General features: G+C 66.2%; 19 protein-coding genes. 7 read left to right on the top strand and 12 right to left on the bottom strand.

The window, feature by feature from the left end; genetic code table 11:
• Positions 1-242: 242 nt before the first annotated feature.
• Both F3J18_RS10185 and F3J18_RS10180 read left to right on the top strand, forming a co-directional pair.
• Positions 243-1,754, top strand: coding sequence for a TolC family protein (locus F3J18_RS10185; RefSeq protein WP_240154529.1), 1,512 nt, complete (start codon positions 243-245; stop codon positions 1,752-1,754).
• On the top strand, positions 1,751-2,470 hold the full coding sequence (locus tag F3J18_RS10180; protein ID WP_166912733.1) for a response regulator transcription factor: 720 nt from the start codon (positions 1,751-1,753) through the stop codon (positions 2,468-2,470). The genes F3J18_RS10185 and F3J18_RS10180 overlap by 4 nt, the downstream gene beginning before the upstream one ends.
• 114 nt (positions 2,471-2,584) lie before the next feature.
• On the opposite strand, the gene gstA is transcribed toward F3J18_RS10180, so the two are convergent.
• Complete coding sequence (gstA, locus tag F3J18_RS10175) at positions 2,585-3,196, bottom strand: glutathione transferase GstA (protein WP_166912732.1); 612 nt, start codon at positions 3,194-3,196, stop codon at positions 2,585-2,587.
• A gap of 236 nt (positions 3,197-3,432) precedes the next feature.
• Here gstA and gcvA point away from each other — a divergent pair, with 236 nt between their 5' ends.
• Complete coding sequence (gene gcvA, locus F3J18_RS10170) at positions 3,433-4,326, top strand: transcriptional regulator GcvA (RefSeq protein WP_166912731.1); 894 nt, start codon at positions 3,433-3,435, stop codon at positions 4,324-4,326.
• A gap of 27 nt (positions 4,327-4,353) precedes the next feature.
• Here gcvA and F3J18_RS10165 read toward each other — a convergent pair whose 3' ends face one another.
• On the bottom strand, positions 4,354-4,758 hold the full coding sequence (locus F3J18_RS10165; RefSeq protein ID WP_025099561.1) for a nuclear transport factor 2 family protein: 405 nt from the start codon (positions 4,756-4,758) through the stop codon (positions 4,354-4,356).
• Between the two features lie 83 nt (positions 4,759-4,841).
• A complete protein-coding gene (locus tag F3J18_RS10160; protein ID WP_013688875.1) occupies positions 4,842-5,597 on the bottom strand; it encodes an SDR family oxidoreductase in 756 nt (251 codons plus the stop codon).
• Positions 5,598-5,735: 138 nt separating this feature from the next.
• Here F3J18_RS10160 and F3J18_RS10155 point away from each other — a divergent pair, with 138 nt between their 5' ends.
• The gene (locus F3J18_RS10155) at positions 5,736-6,668 is read left to right on the top strand and encodes a LysR family transcriptional regulator (RefSeq protein ID WP_166912730.1); all 933 of its coding nucleotides are present in this window, start codon (positions 5,736-5,738) and stop codon (positions 6,666-6,668) included.
• Here F3J18_RS10155 and F3J18_RS10150 read toward each other — a convergent pair.
• Genes F3J18_RS10150 through F3J18_RS10130 form a run of 5 tightly spaced genes read right to left on the bottom strand, consistent with a single transcriptional unit; the run spans position 6,665 to position 8,280 of the window.
• Entirely contained in the window at positions 6,665-6,994 is a 330-nt protein-coding gene (locus F3J18_RS10150) for a hypothetical protein (protein WP_345891696.1), read from the bottom strand. The genes F3J18_RS10155 and F3J18_RS10150 overlap by 4 nt on opposite strands.
• Positions 6,995-7,034: 40 nt before the next feature.
• Entirely contained in the window at positions 7,035-7,508 is a 474-nt protein-coding gene (locus F3J18_RS10145; protein ID WP_166912728.1) for a hypothetical protein, read from the bottom strand.
• 22 nt (positions 7,509-7,530) lie between these two features.
• Positions 7,531-7,770 (bottom strand): hypothetical protein, encoded by a 240-nt coding sequence (locus F3J18_RS10140; protein WP_166912727.1) that lies wholly within the window; start codon positions 7,768-7,770, stop codon positions 7,531-7,533.
• A 10-nt stretch (positions 7,771-7,780) separates the two neighbouring features.
• Complete coding sequence (gene rpsU / locus F3J18_RS10135) at positions 7,781-7,993, bottom strand: 30S ribosomal protein S21 (RefSeq protein WP_013688880.1); 213 nt, start codon at positions 7,991-7,993, stop codon at positions 7,781-7,783.
• Positions 7,994-8,010: 17 nt separating this feature from the next.
• Entirely contained in the window at positions 8,011-8,280 is a 270-nt protein-coding gene (locus F3J18_RS10130; RefSeq protein WP_166912726.1) for a hypothetical protein, read from the bottom strand.
• A gap of 528 nt (positions 8,281-8,808) precedes the next feature.
• On the opposite strand from F3J18_RS10130, the gene F3J18_RS10125 reads away from it, so the two are divergent.
• The 3 genes from F3J18_RS10125 to F3J18_RS10115 all read left to right on the top strand — a co-directional run bounded on the left by F3J18_RS10125 (position 8,809) and on the right by F3J18_RS10115 (position 9,828).
• A complete protein-coding gene (locus F3J18_RS10125) occupies positions 8,809-9,012 on the top strand; it encodes a cold-shock protein (RefSeq protein ID WP_025099552.1) in 204 nt (67 codons plus the stop codon).
• Between the two features lie 30 nt (positions 9,013-9,042).
• Positions 9,043-9,309, top strand: a complete 267-nt coding sequence (gene infA / locus F3J18_RS10120) for a translation initiation factor IF-1 (protein WP_166912725.1) — start codon at positions 9,043-9,045, stop codon at positions 9,307-9,309.
• Between the two features lie 294 nt (positions 9,310-9,603).
• Positions 9,604-9,828: a hypothetical protein gene (locus tag F3J18_RS10115; RefSeq protein WP_166912724.1), complete on the top strand. Its 225-nt coding sequence runs from the start codon at positions 9,604-9,606 to the stop codon at positions 9,826-9,828.
• Between the two features lie 39 nt (positions 9,829-9,867).
• Here the strand turns inward: F3J18_RS10115 and F3J18_RS10110 are convergent, their stop codons facing one another.
• From F3J18_RS10110 to F3J18_RS10095, 4 genes are all read right to left on the bottom strand, one after another.
• Positions 9,868-10,083 (bottom strand): hypothetical protein, encoded by a 216-nt coding sequence (locus F3J18_RS10110; protein ID WP_166912723.1) that lies wholly within the window; start codon positions 10,081-10,083, stop codon positions 9,868-9,870.
• A gap of 25 nt (positions 10,084-10,108) precedes the next feature.
• Complete coding sequence (locus F3J18_RS10105) at positions 10,109-10,357, bottom strand: hypothetical protein (protein ID WP_166912722.1); 249 nt, start codon at positions 10,355-10,357, stop codon at positions 10,109-10,111.
• A 388-nt stretch (positions 10,358-10,745) separates the two neighbouring features.
• Positions 10,746-12,119, bottom strand: coding sequence for a uracil-xanthine permease family protein (locus F3J18_RS10100; protein ID WP_166912721.1), 1,374 nt, complete (start codon positions 12,117-12,119; stop codon positions 10,746-10,748).
• A gap of 249 nt (positions 12,120-12,368) precedes the next feature.
• Positions 12,369-13,292 (bottom strand): hypothetical protein, encoded by a 924-nt coding sequence (locus F3J18_RS10095; RefSeq protein WP_096752199.1) that lies wholly within the window; start codon positions 13,290-13,292, stop codon positions 12,369-12,371.
• Between the last annotated feature and the right edge of the window lie 130 nt (positions 13,293-13,422).

Here is a 13,422-nt window from a genome sequence, read left to right as displayed (position 1 = left end):
AGGCAGCGCCTGCTCGTCGGGCATCGCCGGCCACGTCGGCGCGTCCGGGCCGGCCGGCGGGGGCCGTCGAGCAGGCGCTGCCCGATTCGGCGCCGCCGCCGAGCCTCGCGCCGGGCGATGCGCGGCCCACACGATCCACCCACGCGTTGGCATCGCCGCCAGTTTCATCGTCAAACGCGGCTGAACCAACATCGGCCGCCGCGCCGGATTGGGCCACGGCGATCCGGTGGGCCGAAACCCGGATGCGGACCCGGGCTCGCACCTTGACGGCCGGAGCGGGAACGCCGCTGCCGCGCAACGACATATCGGCGGGCGGCGCGTCGCTGGCATCGGCCGAAACCGGTCCGATCACGCTGGCGGCGATACTCGACAGGGAACGCCTGGCGCGAAGCTTCCCGGAGCGCGACGAGCGTCTGCATCTCGCCGATCCAGGCGAGGCCTCGTCACCGCCATCGGCTCCCTCGCTCTCCGACATGGCCGACATGGGCGACTACTGGGCCGCCGATCCCGCTGCCGCGAGCGGCAGCGCCTCGATGTCACCGCGCGGCGATTTGCGGCCGATCTTCCTCGCCGCGGTGGAAGCCGCCTTCGATCGCAGTCCGCAGGTCCAGTTCGCCTATGCCTCGTACCAGGCCCAGCTCGCCGACGTCGACGAAGCCAAGGGCAAGCGCTGGCCGCAATTGCAGCTGTCATCGCGTTCCAAGTCGGTGGAGTTCGCCGGGCCAGCCAGCAACGCGCCGGGCCAGGGCACGGCGGTCACCGCGAACCTGACCACGTCCGTGTTCGATTGGGGCTATCTGTCCAAGACGATCAAGAGCCGCAAGCAGACGGCCGACGCCGGCAAGGAGTTCTACGACGCGCAGCGCGAGAACTCGGCGTACACCGTGGCCACCACCATGGTCGAACTGGCCAAGCAGCGGCAGCTGATCGGCATCAGCCAGCAGTTCGTGGACCGGATGCAGCAATTGGTGACGATGCTGAGCCAGATCGTCGAGATCGACCGCGGCCGGGCCAGCGAACTGACCCAGGCGCGCGCGCGCTTGCTGCAGGCGCTGGCTTCCCGCGACACGGTGGCGGCGAAGGCGCGCGATACCGAACTGACGCTGCGCAAGCTGATTGGCGACCTGCAACTGCACTTGCCCTCGTCGTCCGCCTGGAATATCGAACCGGCCCGCCTCGAACGCCTGCTCTCCAACATGAACCAGCATCCGCAGATCCGCCAGGCGCGGGCCGAGGCGCAGGCGGCGCGCTTGCTGGCCGACGCGGTGAAGGCCTCGTCACGGCCCGCGGTCAACTGGGTGGTGAGCAAGACCACCGGCCGCGATATCGCCGATCGCCGGCAGCCCTTCCAGACCATGCTCACGCTGAGCTGGAACGCCTTCCAGGGCGGCTCGGCCAGGGCCGCGCAGCAAGCCGCCCTGGCACGGGCCCAGGCGAGCGAGCGCAAGGTCGAACAGGCGCGGCTCGACCTGGAATACGCGATCCGCGCGGCCGACGAGGATGCGCGCACCCTGCTCGAACGCTCGACGCTCTATGGCGACCTGGTCGACGAGACCGACCGCGTGCGCAAGGCCTTCTTCGATCAGTGGTATCACCTGGGCAAGCGCACCCTGCTCGACGTGCTGCAGGCCGAGAACGACCATTACGGCAATCGCGTCAGCGAGATCACCACGCGCTTCGATGGTTACGAAGCGGTGTTCCGCGAGTTGAGCAGCGCGGGCGAGCTGATGAGCTGGCTGAAGGGGACCGTATGAATTCGATTCCGCATGACGTGCCGTGCCTGGCGATTGCCCTGCTCGACTCGCACGAACTGGTTCGCTTCGCGCTTCGCACGCGTATCGAGCAGGAGCCGGGGTGGGCGGTGGCGGGTGCATTCGGGTTGGCCGACGAGCTGCTGGGTGCGCTGGCCGCCGGCGCCAACTTCGAGATCGTGGTGATGAATCATGTGCTCGATGCCAGCGACGGCCTCGATCTGGTGTGGGCCTTGCGCGCCGGCTACCCGGCGATGCGCATCCTGATCTGCTCCGAACACGAGCGCGCGAATACCATCGCGCGCCTGTTCCAGCTGGGCGTGCATGGCTTCATCGGCCGCACGCAATCGCTCGACGATCACATCGAGGCGGTTCGCAAGGTGGCGGCCGGGAATACCTACTTCAGCGCGCGGGTGATGGGGACACGGCCCGCACCGGGCGGGTTCGCGCTGCCGGTTTCCGCTTCGTCGGGCATGCAGACGATCGACGATGCCGCCACGCTGCTCATGCATCCCGATCTCACCACGCGCGAGCGCACCGTGTTGGAGTATTGCCTGGAGGGCTTGTCGATCTCGCAGATCGCCGATCGCGTCGGGCGCGGCTACAAGACCATCAGTTCACAGAAGCAGGCGGCGTATCGCAAGCTGGGCGTGCGCAACGATGCCGAGCTGATCGCGAAGCTGTCGCATCACGATCGCGTCGGGCGGGGCCGGGAGTGAACGCGGCCGGCGATCAGCCGCGCGCCATGCTGCCGGGAAGTCAGGAAGCCGGCGCAGTCGTTACGGCCGCTTCGCATCGCGTGAAGTACCGGGCGTGCGTCCGGACGTTCGCGGTCAACATCCGAGCGTCGCGTCTTCTGCCGCCAAGGCGGCTTTCACCGCCGCGCGAGCACCGATCCGTGCCATGAAACGCGCCAGGCCGGGCCAGCGCGCGATGTCGATGGAGAACAACGGCAGCCATGCCAGGACGGTGTACAGGTAAGCATCGGCCACGCCGAAGCGTCCATGCAGGTAATCCCGCCCGGCCAGCGCGGCTTCCATCGTATCGAGTCGCTTGAACAGCTTCTCCCGGAACATCGACTTCACATCCTCCGGCAACGCCGTATTGAACAGCGGACTGCAACCCGCATGGATTTCCGCGGTGATGAAGTTGAGCGTTTCCTGCAGTCGCACGCGAGCCCAGCTTCCGGCGGGCGGCGCCAGTTGCGCCTCGGGTTTCAGATCCGCCAGATATTGCAGGATCGCCGGCCCCTCGGTGAGCACTTCGCCGTTGTCGAGCACGAGGGCCGCCACGTAACCCTTGGGATTGATGTCGAGAAAATTCCCGCCTTCCGAGGTGTGCTTGGTCTTGTTGTTGACGCGAACCAGGTCGAACGGCAAGCCGAGTTCGTGCAACACGATATGGGGAGACAGCGAGCAGGTATTGGGCGCGAAGTAGAGCTTCATGGCGATCGTTCGAATAAGAGGCGGGATCAGGAAAGCGATAAGGAAATGATGGCGTGAAAATCGATTCGACTGACAGCATCGCAGCGTCGCCATATTTCCGACAAATGACATCTCGCCGGGCAGGACATGAGAAATTCTCATGCGCTAGAATCGACGCGCCTCATCGGCCTGGTTTCGACACGGGGGCCGGAGCGGCCTCCCCGTCTTCGACGGCTCCATTTCCTTGACCACATTCCATGGCGGCAAGACTTCCCTCGCTGAACGGCCTGAAGGTATTCGAATGCGCGGCACGCCATATGAGCTTCACGCGCGCGGCGGCCGAGTTGAATGTCACGCAGACGGCCGTCAGTCACCAGGTCCGTCGGCTGGAGGATGAGTTGGGCATTCGATTGTTCCGGCGCCTCAGGGAGCGCCTGGAACTGACGCCGGCCGGGCAGGCATACCTGCAAGGCGTGAGCCTGGCCTTCGAGCAATTGCGCTTCTCGACTGAACAGCTAAGCGAAGGCGGCCGCGATACCACGCTGACCATCAGCACGCTGGCCACGTTCGCCTCGAAATGGTTGCTGCCGCGTCTCGGCTCGTTTCGCCGCGCTCATCCCGGCATCGATATCCGCATCGGTGCCTCGACCGATTTCGTCGACTTCGTGGCCGGCGGTTCGGACGTGGGAATTCGCTATGGTCACGGCGACTGGAAGGGGCTGCGCTGCGACCGGCTGATGGGCGACGAGATCCTGCCGGTTTGCAGCCCGAGCTTGCTGGCGGGAGGGCCGGCGCTGGTCGAGCCTGCCGATCTGGCACATCACACCCTGCTGCAGGTCAATGGCGTGACGGCCGACGATTGGCCACGTTGGCTCGAAGCGGCGGCGCTGCCCGCCCGTCTGGCGGGCAGCGCACGCATGAGCTTCGATCTCGCGCTGCTGGCGGTGCAGGCGGCGGTCGACGGGCAGGGCGTTTGCATCGGACGGCGCGCCTATGTCGAGGACGATCTGCGCGCCGGACGGCTGGTGGCGCCGTTCGACCTGGTGGCGACTACCGACCGTGGCTTTTATCTGGTCTCGCCGGTCGAATTCGCGGATAGCGCCAAGGTGACGGCCTTGCGCGACTGGTTGCTGGAAATGGCGAGAGATTGATGTCGGTACGGCCGTCTGCCGTCCGCGTCAGGCTGCCGGCGGCGCGAAGGCCTGTTGCGCGGCCACCGTGTCGAGCGACTCGCGCAGCAGCTTGATCTTGCCGCCCTCCGCGACCAGCCGGCCCGCGTACATCTGCCGATAGACCTTGCCCGTCGAGGGCACCAGCGCCTCGACCGAGTATTCGCCGAAAACCTGCTCGGGCGTGTCGATCAGGATGCGCACGTCCTTGAACGCGAAGTCCGGCACCTTGGCCAGCAGCGAGGCGATGAACTTCTCGATCGCGGCCGGCCCCTTGGCGCCCGTGCTCGGCGCGCCGAGGCTCGTCAGGTACGGCAGTTCGAGCACGCCGTCCTCGGCGAACAGCGCCGCGGCCGCCTTCGGGTCGCGTACCTTCTCGATGTAGTGGCGCAGCAGCGCCGATGCCTGTTCCATGATGTTTTCTCCGTTGAGCGGCCGCCGCGCGATGCATGCCTCATGCCCATCGCAGGCGGCCGGGTATCGATCGACCGGGCGTTTCAGACCTGGGCCTGGCCGCCGTCGGCGGTGATTTCCGCGCCGTTGATGAAGCTCGAATCGTCCGAGGCCAGGAAGCTGACCACCTTGGCGATCTCCGACGGATCGGCCAGGCGGCCGATCGGCACCAGCGAGGCGAGGTAGGCGAGCAGGCCGTCCTGGCCTTCCTGGGTATCGCCGCCGAGCTCGGCCAGGCCGATGGTGCGCGTCGAGCCGGGGCTCACCACGTTGACGCGGATGCCGCGTTCCTTCAGGTCCAGCACCCAGCTGCGTGCCAGTGCGCGCACGGCGGCCTTCGAGGCGCCGTAGATGCTGAAGGCCTGGGTACCCGTCGAGCCCGCGATCGAGCCGTTCAGGATGATCGAGGCGCCTTGCGGCATCAGCGGCAGGGCCTTCTGCACGGTGAACACCACCGCCTTGACGTTGCGCTCGAAGGTGTCGTCGAAATGCTGCTCGCTGATCTCGCCGAGCGCGGCCATCGAGCCGCCGCCGGCATTGGTGAACAGCACGTCGAGCCGGCCTTCGGTGGCGCGGATCGTCTCGAACAGCGCGTCGAGATCGGCCGAGCGCGTCACGTCGCTGCGCACGCCGCGCACGCCCTGGCCGAGCGCCGCCACCGCCTGGTCGAGTTCCGCCTGGCGGCGGCCCGTGATGATGACGCGCGCGCCTTGCGCCGCCAGGTCCTTCGCGGTGGCCAGGCCGATCCCGCTCGTGCCGCCCGTTACCAGTGCCACCTTGCCTTCCAGTCGCTTGCTCATGATCTTCTCCGGTTGATGAGTGTCGATGGCGTAACGATAAATATTTCCTTGTCAGAGAAAAATAGCCATTCTTCGAATTGATTTTCCATGTGTGTGGATAATAGATAGACTGGCGCCTGACCGGAAAAAGGAAAGGGCATGGACCAATTGCTGGCGTTACGCGTTTTCGTGCGCATCGCCGAGTCGGGCGGCTTCGGCAAGGCCGCCGATACGCTCGACGTGCCGCGCGCCACGGTGTCGAAGCTGATCCAGGAGCTGGAGACGCATCTGCGCGTGAAGCTGTTCCAGCGCTCGACGCGCAAGGTGGTGGTGACGGAGGAAGGGCAGAGCTATTACCGCAACGCCGTGAAGCTGCTGGCCGACCTCGACGAGATGGACGGGCGCTTCGCCGATGTGCACGGCAAGCCGCGCGGGCGTGTGCGCGTCGATATCGGCTCGTCGTTCGCGAACCTGATCCTGCTGCCGCGCCTGCCCGAATTCCGGCGCCGCTTCCCCGACATCCAGCTCGACGTGGGCGTGAGCGACCGGCATGCCGACCTGATCGGCGAGGGCGTCGATTGCGTGATCCGCGGCGGTGAGCTGAGCGATGCCTCGCTGGTCGCGCGGCGCATCGCCAGCCTCGAATGGGGCACCTACGCCAGCGCGGCCTATCTCGCCGAACGCGGAACACCGGGGCATCCCGACGATCTGCGCGAAGGGCATGAACTTTCCGGCTATTTTTCCTCGCTGACCGGCCGGCCGTTCCCGATGCTGTTCGAGCGCGGCGGTGAACGGTTCACGGTCGAGCCCAAGGGCGCGCGCGCGGTCTGCGTGAACGAAAGCACGGCGCATCTGACCTCGCTGGTCAGCGGGCTCGGCATCGGCCAGACCTTCGCCTTCATGGCGCAGCCGGCGGTGGCACGCGGCGAGCTGGTGCGGATCCTGCCGAAGTGGACGCGGCCGGTGCAGCCGGTGCATGTGGTGTTCGCGCAGGCGCGGTACAACAGCGCCCGCCTCAGGGTGTTCGTGGATTGGGTGGTGGAGCTGTTCGCGCCATACGACAGCCGCCCGGGAGCGGGCCCGGCGCGCTAGAGCTTGCGCGTGAGGTAATGGAAGCAGGCGGTCCTGAGGATGGAGCGCTTTTCGTTTGCGTCGCCGGCCGTTTTTCGCGATTCGTCCACCGTGGACAGGAACGGAACGACGAAGCCGGGGCCATACGCGGCATGCATGGATCGCGCCACCTCGAGCGAGGCCTTGCCGAGCCAGATCCGGTCGCGCCAGTCGCATTTCATCTGGTGTTCGTCGATCCAGCCGTGAAGCAGGGCCACCAACTGCGCGACGGGTAGCCACGAATCCAGCTGCCGCTTCGCGGCCAGCTGGGCGACGACGAGAAAGTACAGCAGGGTGACGTACTTCACGAGTGCTGGCTTTCCGGCCGGGCTGGGCGCCATGTCGCGATCATCGGTCTGGCTGTTGCTGCGTTGCCAGCCATTCGATCGTCGCCGACTTCCGGGACAGGATGCCTTCGCAGACGAACTTGGTTTCGAAGAATCCGGTGGATTCCGCGGTCTCGATCAGCTCGGCGTAGAGCTCGACTTCGCGCAGCATGTCCTCGCGCAGGTCGAGCAGCGCGTGAGTGTCCTGCGCATTGGCGGCGCCGGGGTTCACGTGTGCCGGGCTCGCCGAGGTATCCGGCGATCCGGGAAGCGTCGAGGCCTGGGTATCCTCGATCCGGCTCACGGCGGCGCTCAGCAGGCCTTGTTGCTCGATCGTCTGGGCAAGCAGGGTTTGCATCGCCTGGCCTCCTGCGGCGTGCGAATCCTGGGCCAGGAGATGCCGCAAGCGGCGCTCCATTCCCTCTCCCGAAGCGTGAGCCTCGCGAAGCAGGTGCAGGAGATCGTTTCGATTCGGTGAGCTGGCGTCGGTGTTCATGCGGATGAGATGCCTCGGAAGATCACGAGCGTGACGGGGGACGACCGACGGCGGGGTTGCCGTCGACGCTCAGCGCTTTCTCGATGGCGGCGATCAGCTCGAGCGCATCGTTGCGATCGAGCATGAATCCGCGATTGCCATACTCGCAGCCGAACGCGTAGTAGGTCGGCAGCAAGGTGACCCGGTCGAGCGCGGGATTGAAGTCGACTTTGCAACGCGTCAAGGCGAAGTAGGTTCGGCCTGCCACTTGCCTGGCTTCCATGTCGTGTTCCTCAATACAGCTTCGGTGGCAGTTTCGCGCGCCTGAGCCGGGCGCGTTGCCGGGATACCGCGCTGGCGAGCTTGCGCTTGCGCTGCGTGGTCGGCTTCTCGTAGGCGCCTCGGGCGCGCAGTTCCTGGATCAGGCCGGTTTTCTGGATTTCGCGGCGAAATCGACGCAGCGCGACCTCGACGGGTTCGTCAGCCTTCAGCACGACTTTGGTCATATTTGCCTGATGAAAAGTTATGAGGGCATCCAGTTCTCGCCGTCGTGCCGGTCGATCACGCCTTGTGCGAATTCGAGCGAGGCGCGACGCGCGGCACCGGCGGTCAGGAATGGGGATGCCTCGCTCAGCTTGAAGGTGTCGCTGCAGGTCAGCTCGGCGCCGCGCAGGCAGATCTTGACGGCCGCGTCGAAGCCGTCGTCATAGTTGCGGCCCGAGCCTGCGGCCGGCTTGGCGTGGGGATAGATCAGCGGATAGATCTCGAATCCGCGATAGAGGTGCATGCTCATGTTCGCCTCCTGGCGAGCCGCGTGGGCTGAAGCAATGAATCGTGACGGGCTGCCGGCGCGTGGCGTGGCTGGCAGCGGGTGATGAGAGAGACAGTCGAGTGATCGACGAGCGGGACAGGGGATGAGGAACGTCGGGGCGGAGAGGCCCGGCGAGAGGCATGGCCCCGAAGCGTGATTCATCATACTCCGCTTGTTCGGCGAGAAACGGCGCCGCGCGCAATTTATATTTGGCTTGGCCGCGGCCCTCGCCGCGTTCGCTCGCGAGCGAGCAGGCAAGCAGGTGAGCGTCCTGCCCCCGATCCTCGGCGCGCGATTCCCGGGTACGACGAAGCGATGCCGCGAGCGAAATCACTTGACCAATTCGGCCGTTACGCGTAAGGTCTGCCGCTGAAGTCTACAAGAAGCGCGATTGCTGCTCATCACTGACCGCTCCACCGCGGTATTCGTTGTCCTCTCCCTCCTTGATTCTTTTGCGTGCTCGAACAGGGCGCGTGGCTCTGTACGTCTACTCAATATCAAAGGATTTTCATGGACACCGGTATCGTCAAGTGGTTCAACGACAGCAAGGGTTTCGGCTTCATCGCGCCGGACAACAGCAAGGATGATCTCTTCGCTCACTTTTCCGAAATTCGCGGTGACGGCTTCCGCACCCTGGTCGAAGGCCAGCGCGTGAGCTTCGAAACGAAGATGGGCCCCAAGGGGCTCCAGGCGAGCAATATCAAGGCACTCTGATTCACCTGTCCCGTCATTGGAGAAGCGAATTTGGCAAAGGAAGAACTACTGGAACTGGATGGCGTCGTCGACGAAGTGCTGCCCGACAGCCGCTATCGCGTGACGCTCGAGAACGGCGCCGTGGTGGCCGCTTATGCATCGGGCCGCCTGAAGAAGAATCACATCCGCATTCTTGCCGGTGATCGTGTTCGGCTCGAGATGTCGATGTACGACCTGACCAAGGGTCGTATCAACTATCGGCACAAGGACGAACGCGCCTCGATGGGTGCGCCCAGCCCCAGGAACTTCCGGCGCTGACGCCAGGCGCATCGACGGGCGCGGCACGGCTCTCGTGCCGGCGCGTCGACGCGCTCCCGCTTCAAGTGCGATTGGCGGATACGCCCGTATCCGCGTCGCTCGCTCGTGGATCTTCACGCAGTTTCAAGTCTCGCCCGATGCGAGCCTGGCCTGATCCCGCCAGCAACCTATCCACTCGCCGTGCCCATCGCGCCGGCAGTGCTATCCCTGAACAGCAGGATTCCTGACCATCCATCGGCGCCATGCCGAGCCCGTGTCACACCCAATCCATGCTCATGAAATTTTCTACTTATCATGCAAGTCACGACTACTCGACACTACCGCGGTTATGCGGTCTCGCCCTCGGTCCACCGTCTTCCTGACGGCAGCTTTTCCTCGAACCTGACGCTCCGGCGCGTGGAGCGCCACGGCGAACCGGCACTTTACGAGTTCTACTCGCTCGATTACTTCGGCACCGAAGAGGCCGCCCTGGGTTATTCCGATCGCTGGGCCAGCCAGTGGATCGACACGCGCGGCTGAATTCGCGCCGCCAAGCCAAGCCAAGCCCGCCGCGCGCGCTCAACCGTGAGCTGCCTGCAGCCAGGCCCGCGCCCAATTCCGGGCATAGGCGATCGCGTCCTCGCGCAGCTCGAAGCCTGCCAGATCCCCACTCAGGTACACATCGTATTCGACGCCATCCAGGCGATTCGAACTGATGCGCGCGTGCGCGATATATTCGCCGTCCGCGCGACGGGGTGTCGGATCGACACGAAACTCGTTTGCCATGGTCGACATGGAATCCCTCCTTTCGCCGGATCGGTCAGGCGTCGCCGACACACAGCAGCGCCATGATCTCGCTGGCCTCGCGGTCGGTCTGCCTGTTGCCCGCGCCATTCCTGCCCAGGCTTTCGCGGATCGACGCGAACATCAGGAAGGTGTCGACGTCCACCTCGCAGCGTCGCTCGCCGATTAGGCGTTGCAGCTCGGCTTGCGCGCTGGCGGGCAGATGCCGGTCGACGAAGGCTGAGCTGTCGCTTCGAATCGATCGAAGCAGTTCGGATTTTTTCATGGCGTGACTCCTGCATCCCCGGCGCGCGGCTGGAGCAAGGCTGATCGGGCGTATCGGCACGAGGTTGTGCCGCTTGGCGGGCGTGATCCGGAGGCGGGCAGGACGGTGAGCTGGCCCCCTGGAACAAGGGGCTGGGCCGCATGGGTTGCGGCGGGCCGATCGTCAACCGGGATCGCGGTGCTGGATCGGCCATGGCCCGGCGAAATCGCGCATTGCCGCGCAAGCCGGGCGCGATGCCGTCGACAGGAGGACGGCATCGCTGCGAACCATGCTACGCGTCTCGCCATGTTTGTACAGCTTAATTTTGTAAGGGCGGAACGCGGGTTCAGCCGAACACCGGCAAGGCCAGGAACAGCTTGATGACGAGGAAAGGATGCCGCGGCGCGGCCTACTTCCTCTCCGGCAGGAACCAGTTCATCAACAACGCGCACAGCCCGCCGGTGGCCACGCCCGAAGCCAGCACGTTCTTCAGCGCATGCGACAGATTGGTGAGGATTTCCGGGACCTGGGAGACACCCAGCCCGAGCGCCAGCGATACCGCGATGATCAGCAGCGCGCGCCGGTCGAGCTTCACGCCGGCCAGGATGTTGATGCCCGAAGCGGCCACCGCGCCGAACATCACCATTGCCGCGCCGCCCAGCACCGGCTCCGGCACCGCCTGCAGCACGCCGGCCACCGCCGGGAACAGCCCCAGCACCACCAGCATGCCGGCGATCCACACGCCCACGTGGCGGCTGGCGATGCCGGTCAACTGGATCACGCCGTTGTTCTGCGCGAACACCGAACTCGGGAAGGTATTGAACACGCCGGCCAGCAGCGAGTTGGCGCCGTTCACCAGCACGCCGCCCTTGATTCGTTGCATCCACAACGGTCCTTCCACCGGCTCGCGCGATACCTTGCTGGTGGCCGTCACGTCGCCGATCGCCTCCAGCGAGGTGACTACGTAGATGATCAGCATCGGCACGAACAGCGACCACGAGAAGCCGATGCCGAAATGCAACGGCGTGGGCACCTGGAACAGCGCGGCCTCGCGCGCGCCGGTGAAGTCGAGCCGGCCCATCGCGGCGGCGGCGAGATAGCCGACGGCCAGCGCGATCACCAGCGCCGTGCTGCGCACCCAGACGATCGGCACGCGGTTCAGCACGACGATGGTGCCCAGCACCAGGCAGGACAGCGTGAGGTTCTGCGCGCTCGCGAACGTGCCCTTGGCCATCGCGCCGTAGCCGCCGCCCATGCTGACCAGGCCGACCTTGATCAGCGTGAGGCCGATCAGCAGCACCACGATGCCGGTCACCAGCGGCGTGATCAGCCGCTTGATGAAGGGCAGGATGCGCGACACCGCCATCTCCACGAAGGAGCCCGCGATCACCACGCCGAAGATGGCGGCCATCACCGTTTCCACCGGCGTGCCCTGCTTCACCATCAGGCTGCCGCCGGCGATCAGGGGGCCGACGAAGTTGAAGCTGGTGCCCTGCACGATCAGCAGGCCCGCGCCGAGCGGGCCGAAGCGGCGGCATTGCAGGAAGGTGGCGATGCCCGAGATCACCAGCGACATCGACACGATCAGCGTGGTGTCGCGGGTCGGCACGTTCAGCGCCTGGCAGATCAAGAGGCCCGGCGTGACGATCGGCACCAGGATCGCCAGCAGGTGCTGGAGCGCGGCGACGAAGGCCACCGCCGGCGAGGGGCGGTCGTTGGGGCCGTAGACGAGATCGTGGACGGGGGCGTCGTCTGCGCCGTGGTGTGCGGGAGCGGAAGGCATCGCTGGGTGGGCCGGTTGAGGTGAATGCGTGGAAAGTGCGGAATTCTAACGGGTCGGGCGGCCGTGACCGATCGCCGGCCGCGCGCGCAGGTGAGCGCGAAGGATGTCCGGCGCTCCGGAACGACGAGTCAGCGGCGCCCGGGCCTTGCGGGCAGGCGCGAACCCGCGCCGTGACGCGGCGCGCCGTCGAGCCGGTCGCGCCGGCGGCTCCGCCGCCCCGGCATCACACGGCGGCGGGGCCGCCCGGCTTCACTCGTCGTCCGAATGCGCGTGCGGCTTGAGGTGATCCGGCACCACCAGCAGCATGTTCTGCAGGTCGTTCGGATGCAGCACGCCCATGCCGTGCAGCGCGCCGCCCGGCTGCATATGGCCGGCAATGGTCGCGACCGTGTTCTTGATGAGGCCGCTCTCGGATTCCGGCAGCTTGCCGGCTTCCTTCATCAGCGAATCCATCACCGGCTGCCAGTGGCTCGCGGGCGTTTCCGACATCAGGTTCGGCATCCAGCCGATCATCACGTCGAGCGCCACGGCCGTTTCCCTCGGCGAACGCGCTTCCGGCGGGATCTGCGCGAGATGGCCGAGCACGGTGTGGATGTTCGCGGTGCCGTCGCGCATCGCCTCGGGGCCGCCGGAGAAGCTCGGGTGGAAGGCGTGCTCGCCCAGGCCCTTCAGCACCTGCATGCGTGCCTCGGGCGGCAGGGTATGAACCTGGTCGCTGATCGCCTTGAACGCGCTCTGGTGCGCTTCGCGCGTATCGACCTTTTTCAGCAGCTCGGCAAGCCTTGCCATCGTGGCCGCGCGCAATTGCACCGGCTCGATGTGCTGGGTGGCGGCGATCGCGTCGTGCATGTCCTTGCCCGAAAGCGAGGCGTCATCCATCTTCGTCATCGCGTTGTCGAGCTGGACCACGGCCTGCGCGGCCACCATCGGCCGGTCGGCCTGGTTCAGCTCGGCCACGCTCACGCGGCCCGCGTTGGCGTCGCTGATCGGGCGGCCGCCCATCAGTTGCAGCAGGTCGTCGATATGGCCGGGGCCGGACGCGCCGAACTGGCTCATCACCGTGAGTTGGCTGGCCCATTGATTGGCGTTCTGGCTCGGTTCGGGCGGGAACTGCGAATAGCCGGGCAATGGTTCCGGCGCCGAGTAGGCCGGCAAGGTCGCACCGGGCGCCATGGGGGGAATCCCGATCGGCGGCATGGGCGGACGCGCAGGTGCCGGCGGCGGCGTTTGCGGGCGCGCTTGCGCGGCCGTCGGCCGAGGCGGCACGGGCGGCGGCGGTGTCTGCGGGCGCGCCTGGGGACTC

The organism is Burkholderia sp. Ax-1720 (assembly GCF_011753035.1).
Taxonomy (GTDB): Bacteria; Pseudomonadota; Gammaproteobacteria; order Burkholderiales; family Burkholderiaceae; genus Burkholderia; species Burkholderia gladioli.
This window is presented reverse-complemented; position numbering and strand designations above follow the sequence as displayed.

Bases quoted from the DNA above. Each gene is read 5' to 3' on its own strand.
- F3J18_RS10185 (WP_240154529.1), top strand. From the start codon at position 243: ATGCGGACCCGGGCTCGCACCTTGACGGCCGGAGCGGGAACGCCGCTG.
- F3J18_RS10180 (WP_166912733.1), top strand. From the start codon at position 1,751: ATGAATTCGATTCCGCATGACGTGCCGTGCCTGGCGATTGCCCTGCTC.
- gstA (WP_166912732.1), bottom strand. From the start codon at position 3,196: ATGAAGCTCTACTTCGCGCCCAATACCTGCTCGCTGTCTCCCCATATC.
- gcvA (WP_166912731.1), top strand. From the start codon at position 3,433: ATGGCGGCAAGACTTCCCTCGCTGAACGGCCTGAAGGTATTCGAATGC.
- F3J18_RS10165 (WP_025099561.1), bottom strand. From the start codon at position 4,758: ATGGAACAGGCATCGGCGCTGCTGCGCCACTACATCGAGAAGGTACGC.
- F3J18_RS10160 (WP_013688875.1), bottom strand. From the start codon at position 5,597: ATGAGCAAGCGACTGGAAGGCAAGGTGGCACTGGTAACGGGCGGCACG.
- F3J18_RS10155 (WP_166912730.1), top strand. From the start codon at position 5,736: ATGGACCAATTGCTGGCGTTACGCGTTTTCGTGCGCATCGCCGAGTCG.
- F3J18_RS10145 (WP_166912728.1), bottom strand. From the start codon at position 7,508: ATGAACACCGACGCCAGCTCACCGAATCGAAACGATCTCCTGCACCTG.
- F3J18_RS10140 (WP_166912727.1), bottom strand. From the start codon at position 7,770: ATGGAAGCCAGGCAAGTGGCAGGCCGAACCTACTTCGCCTTGACGCGT.
- rpsU (WP_013688880.1), bottom strand. From the start codon at position 7,993: ATGACCAAAGTCGTGCTGAAGGCTGACGAACCCGTCGAGGTCGCGCTG.
- F3J18_RS10130 (WP_166912726.1), bottom strand. From the start codon at position 8,280: ATGAGCATGCACCTCTATCGCGGATTCGAGATCTATCCGCTGATCTAT.
- F3J18_RS10125 (WP_025099552.1), top strand. From the start codon at position 8,809: ATGGACACCGGTATCGTCAAGTGGTTCAACGACAGCAAGGGTTTCGGC.
- F3J18_RS10115 (WP_166912724.1), top strand. From the start codon at position 9,604: ATGCAAGTCACGACTACTCGACACTACCGCGGTTATGCGGTCTCGCCC.
- F3J18_RS10110 (WP_166912723.1), bottom strand. From the start codon at position 10,083: ATGTCGACCATGGCAAACGAGTTTCGTGTCGATCCGACACCCCGTCGC.
- F3J18_RS10105 (WP_166912722.1), bottom strand. From the start codon at position 10,357: ATGAAAAAATCCGAACTGCTTCGATCGATTCGAAGCGACAGCTCAGCC.
- F3J18_RS10100 (WP_166912721.1), bottom strand. From the start codon at position 12,119: ATGCCTTCCGCTCCCGCACACCACGGCGCAGACGACGCCCCCGTCCAC.
- F3J18_RS10095 (WP_096752199.1), bottom strand. From the start codon at position 13,292: ATGGCGCCCGGTGCGACCTTGCCGGCCTACTCGGCGCCGGAACCATTG.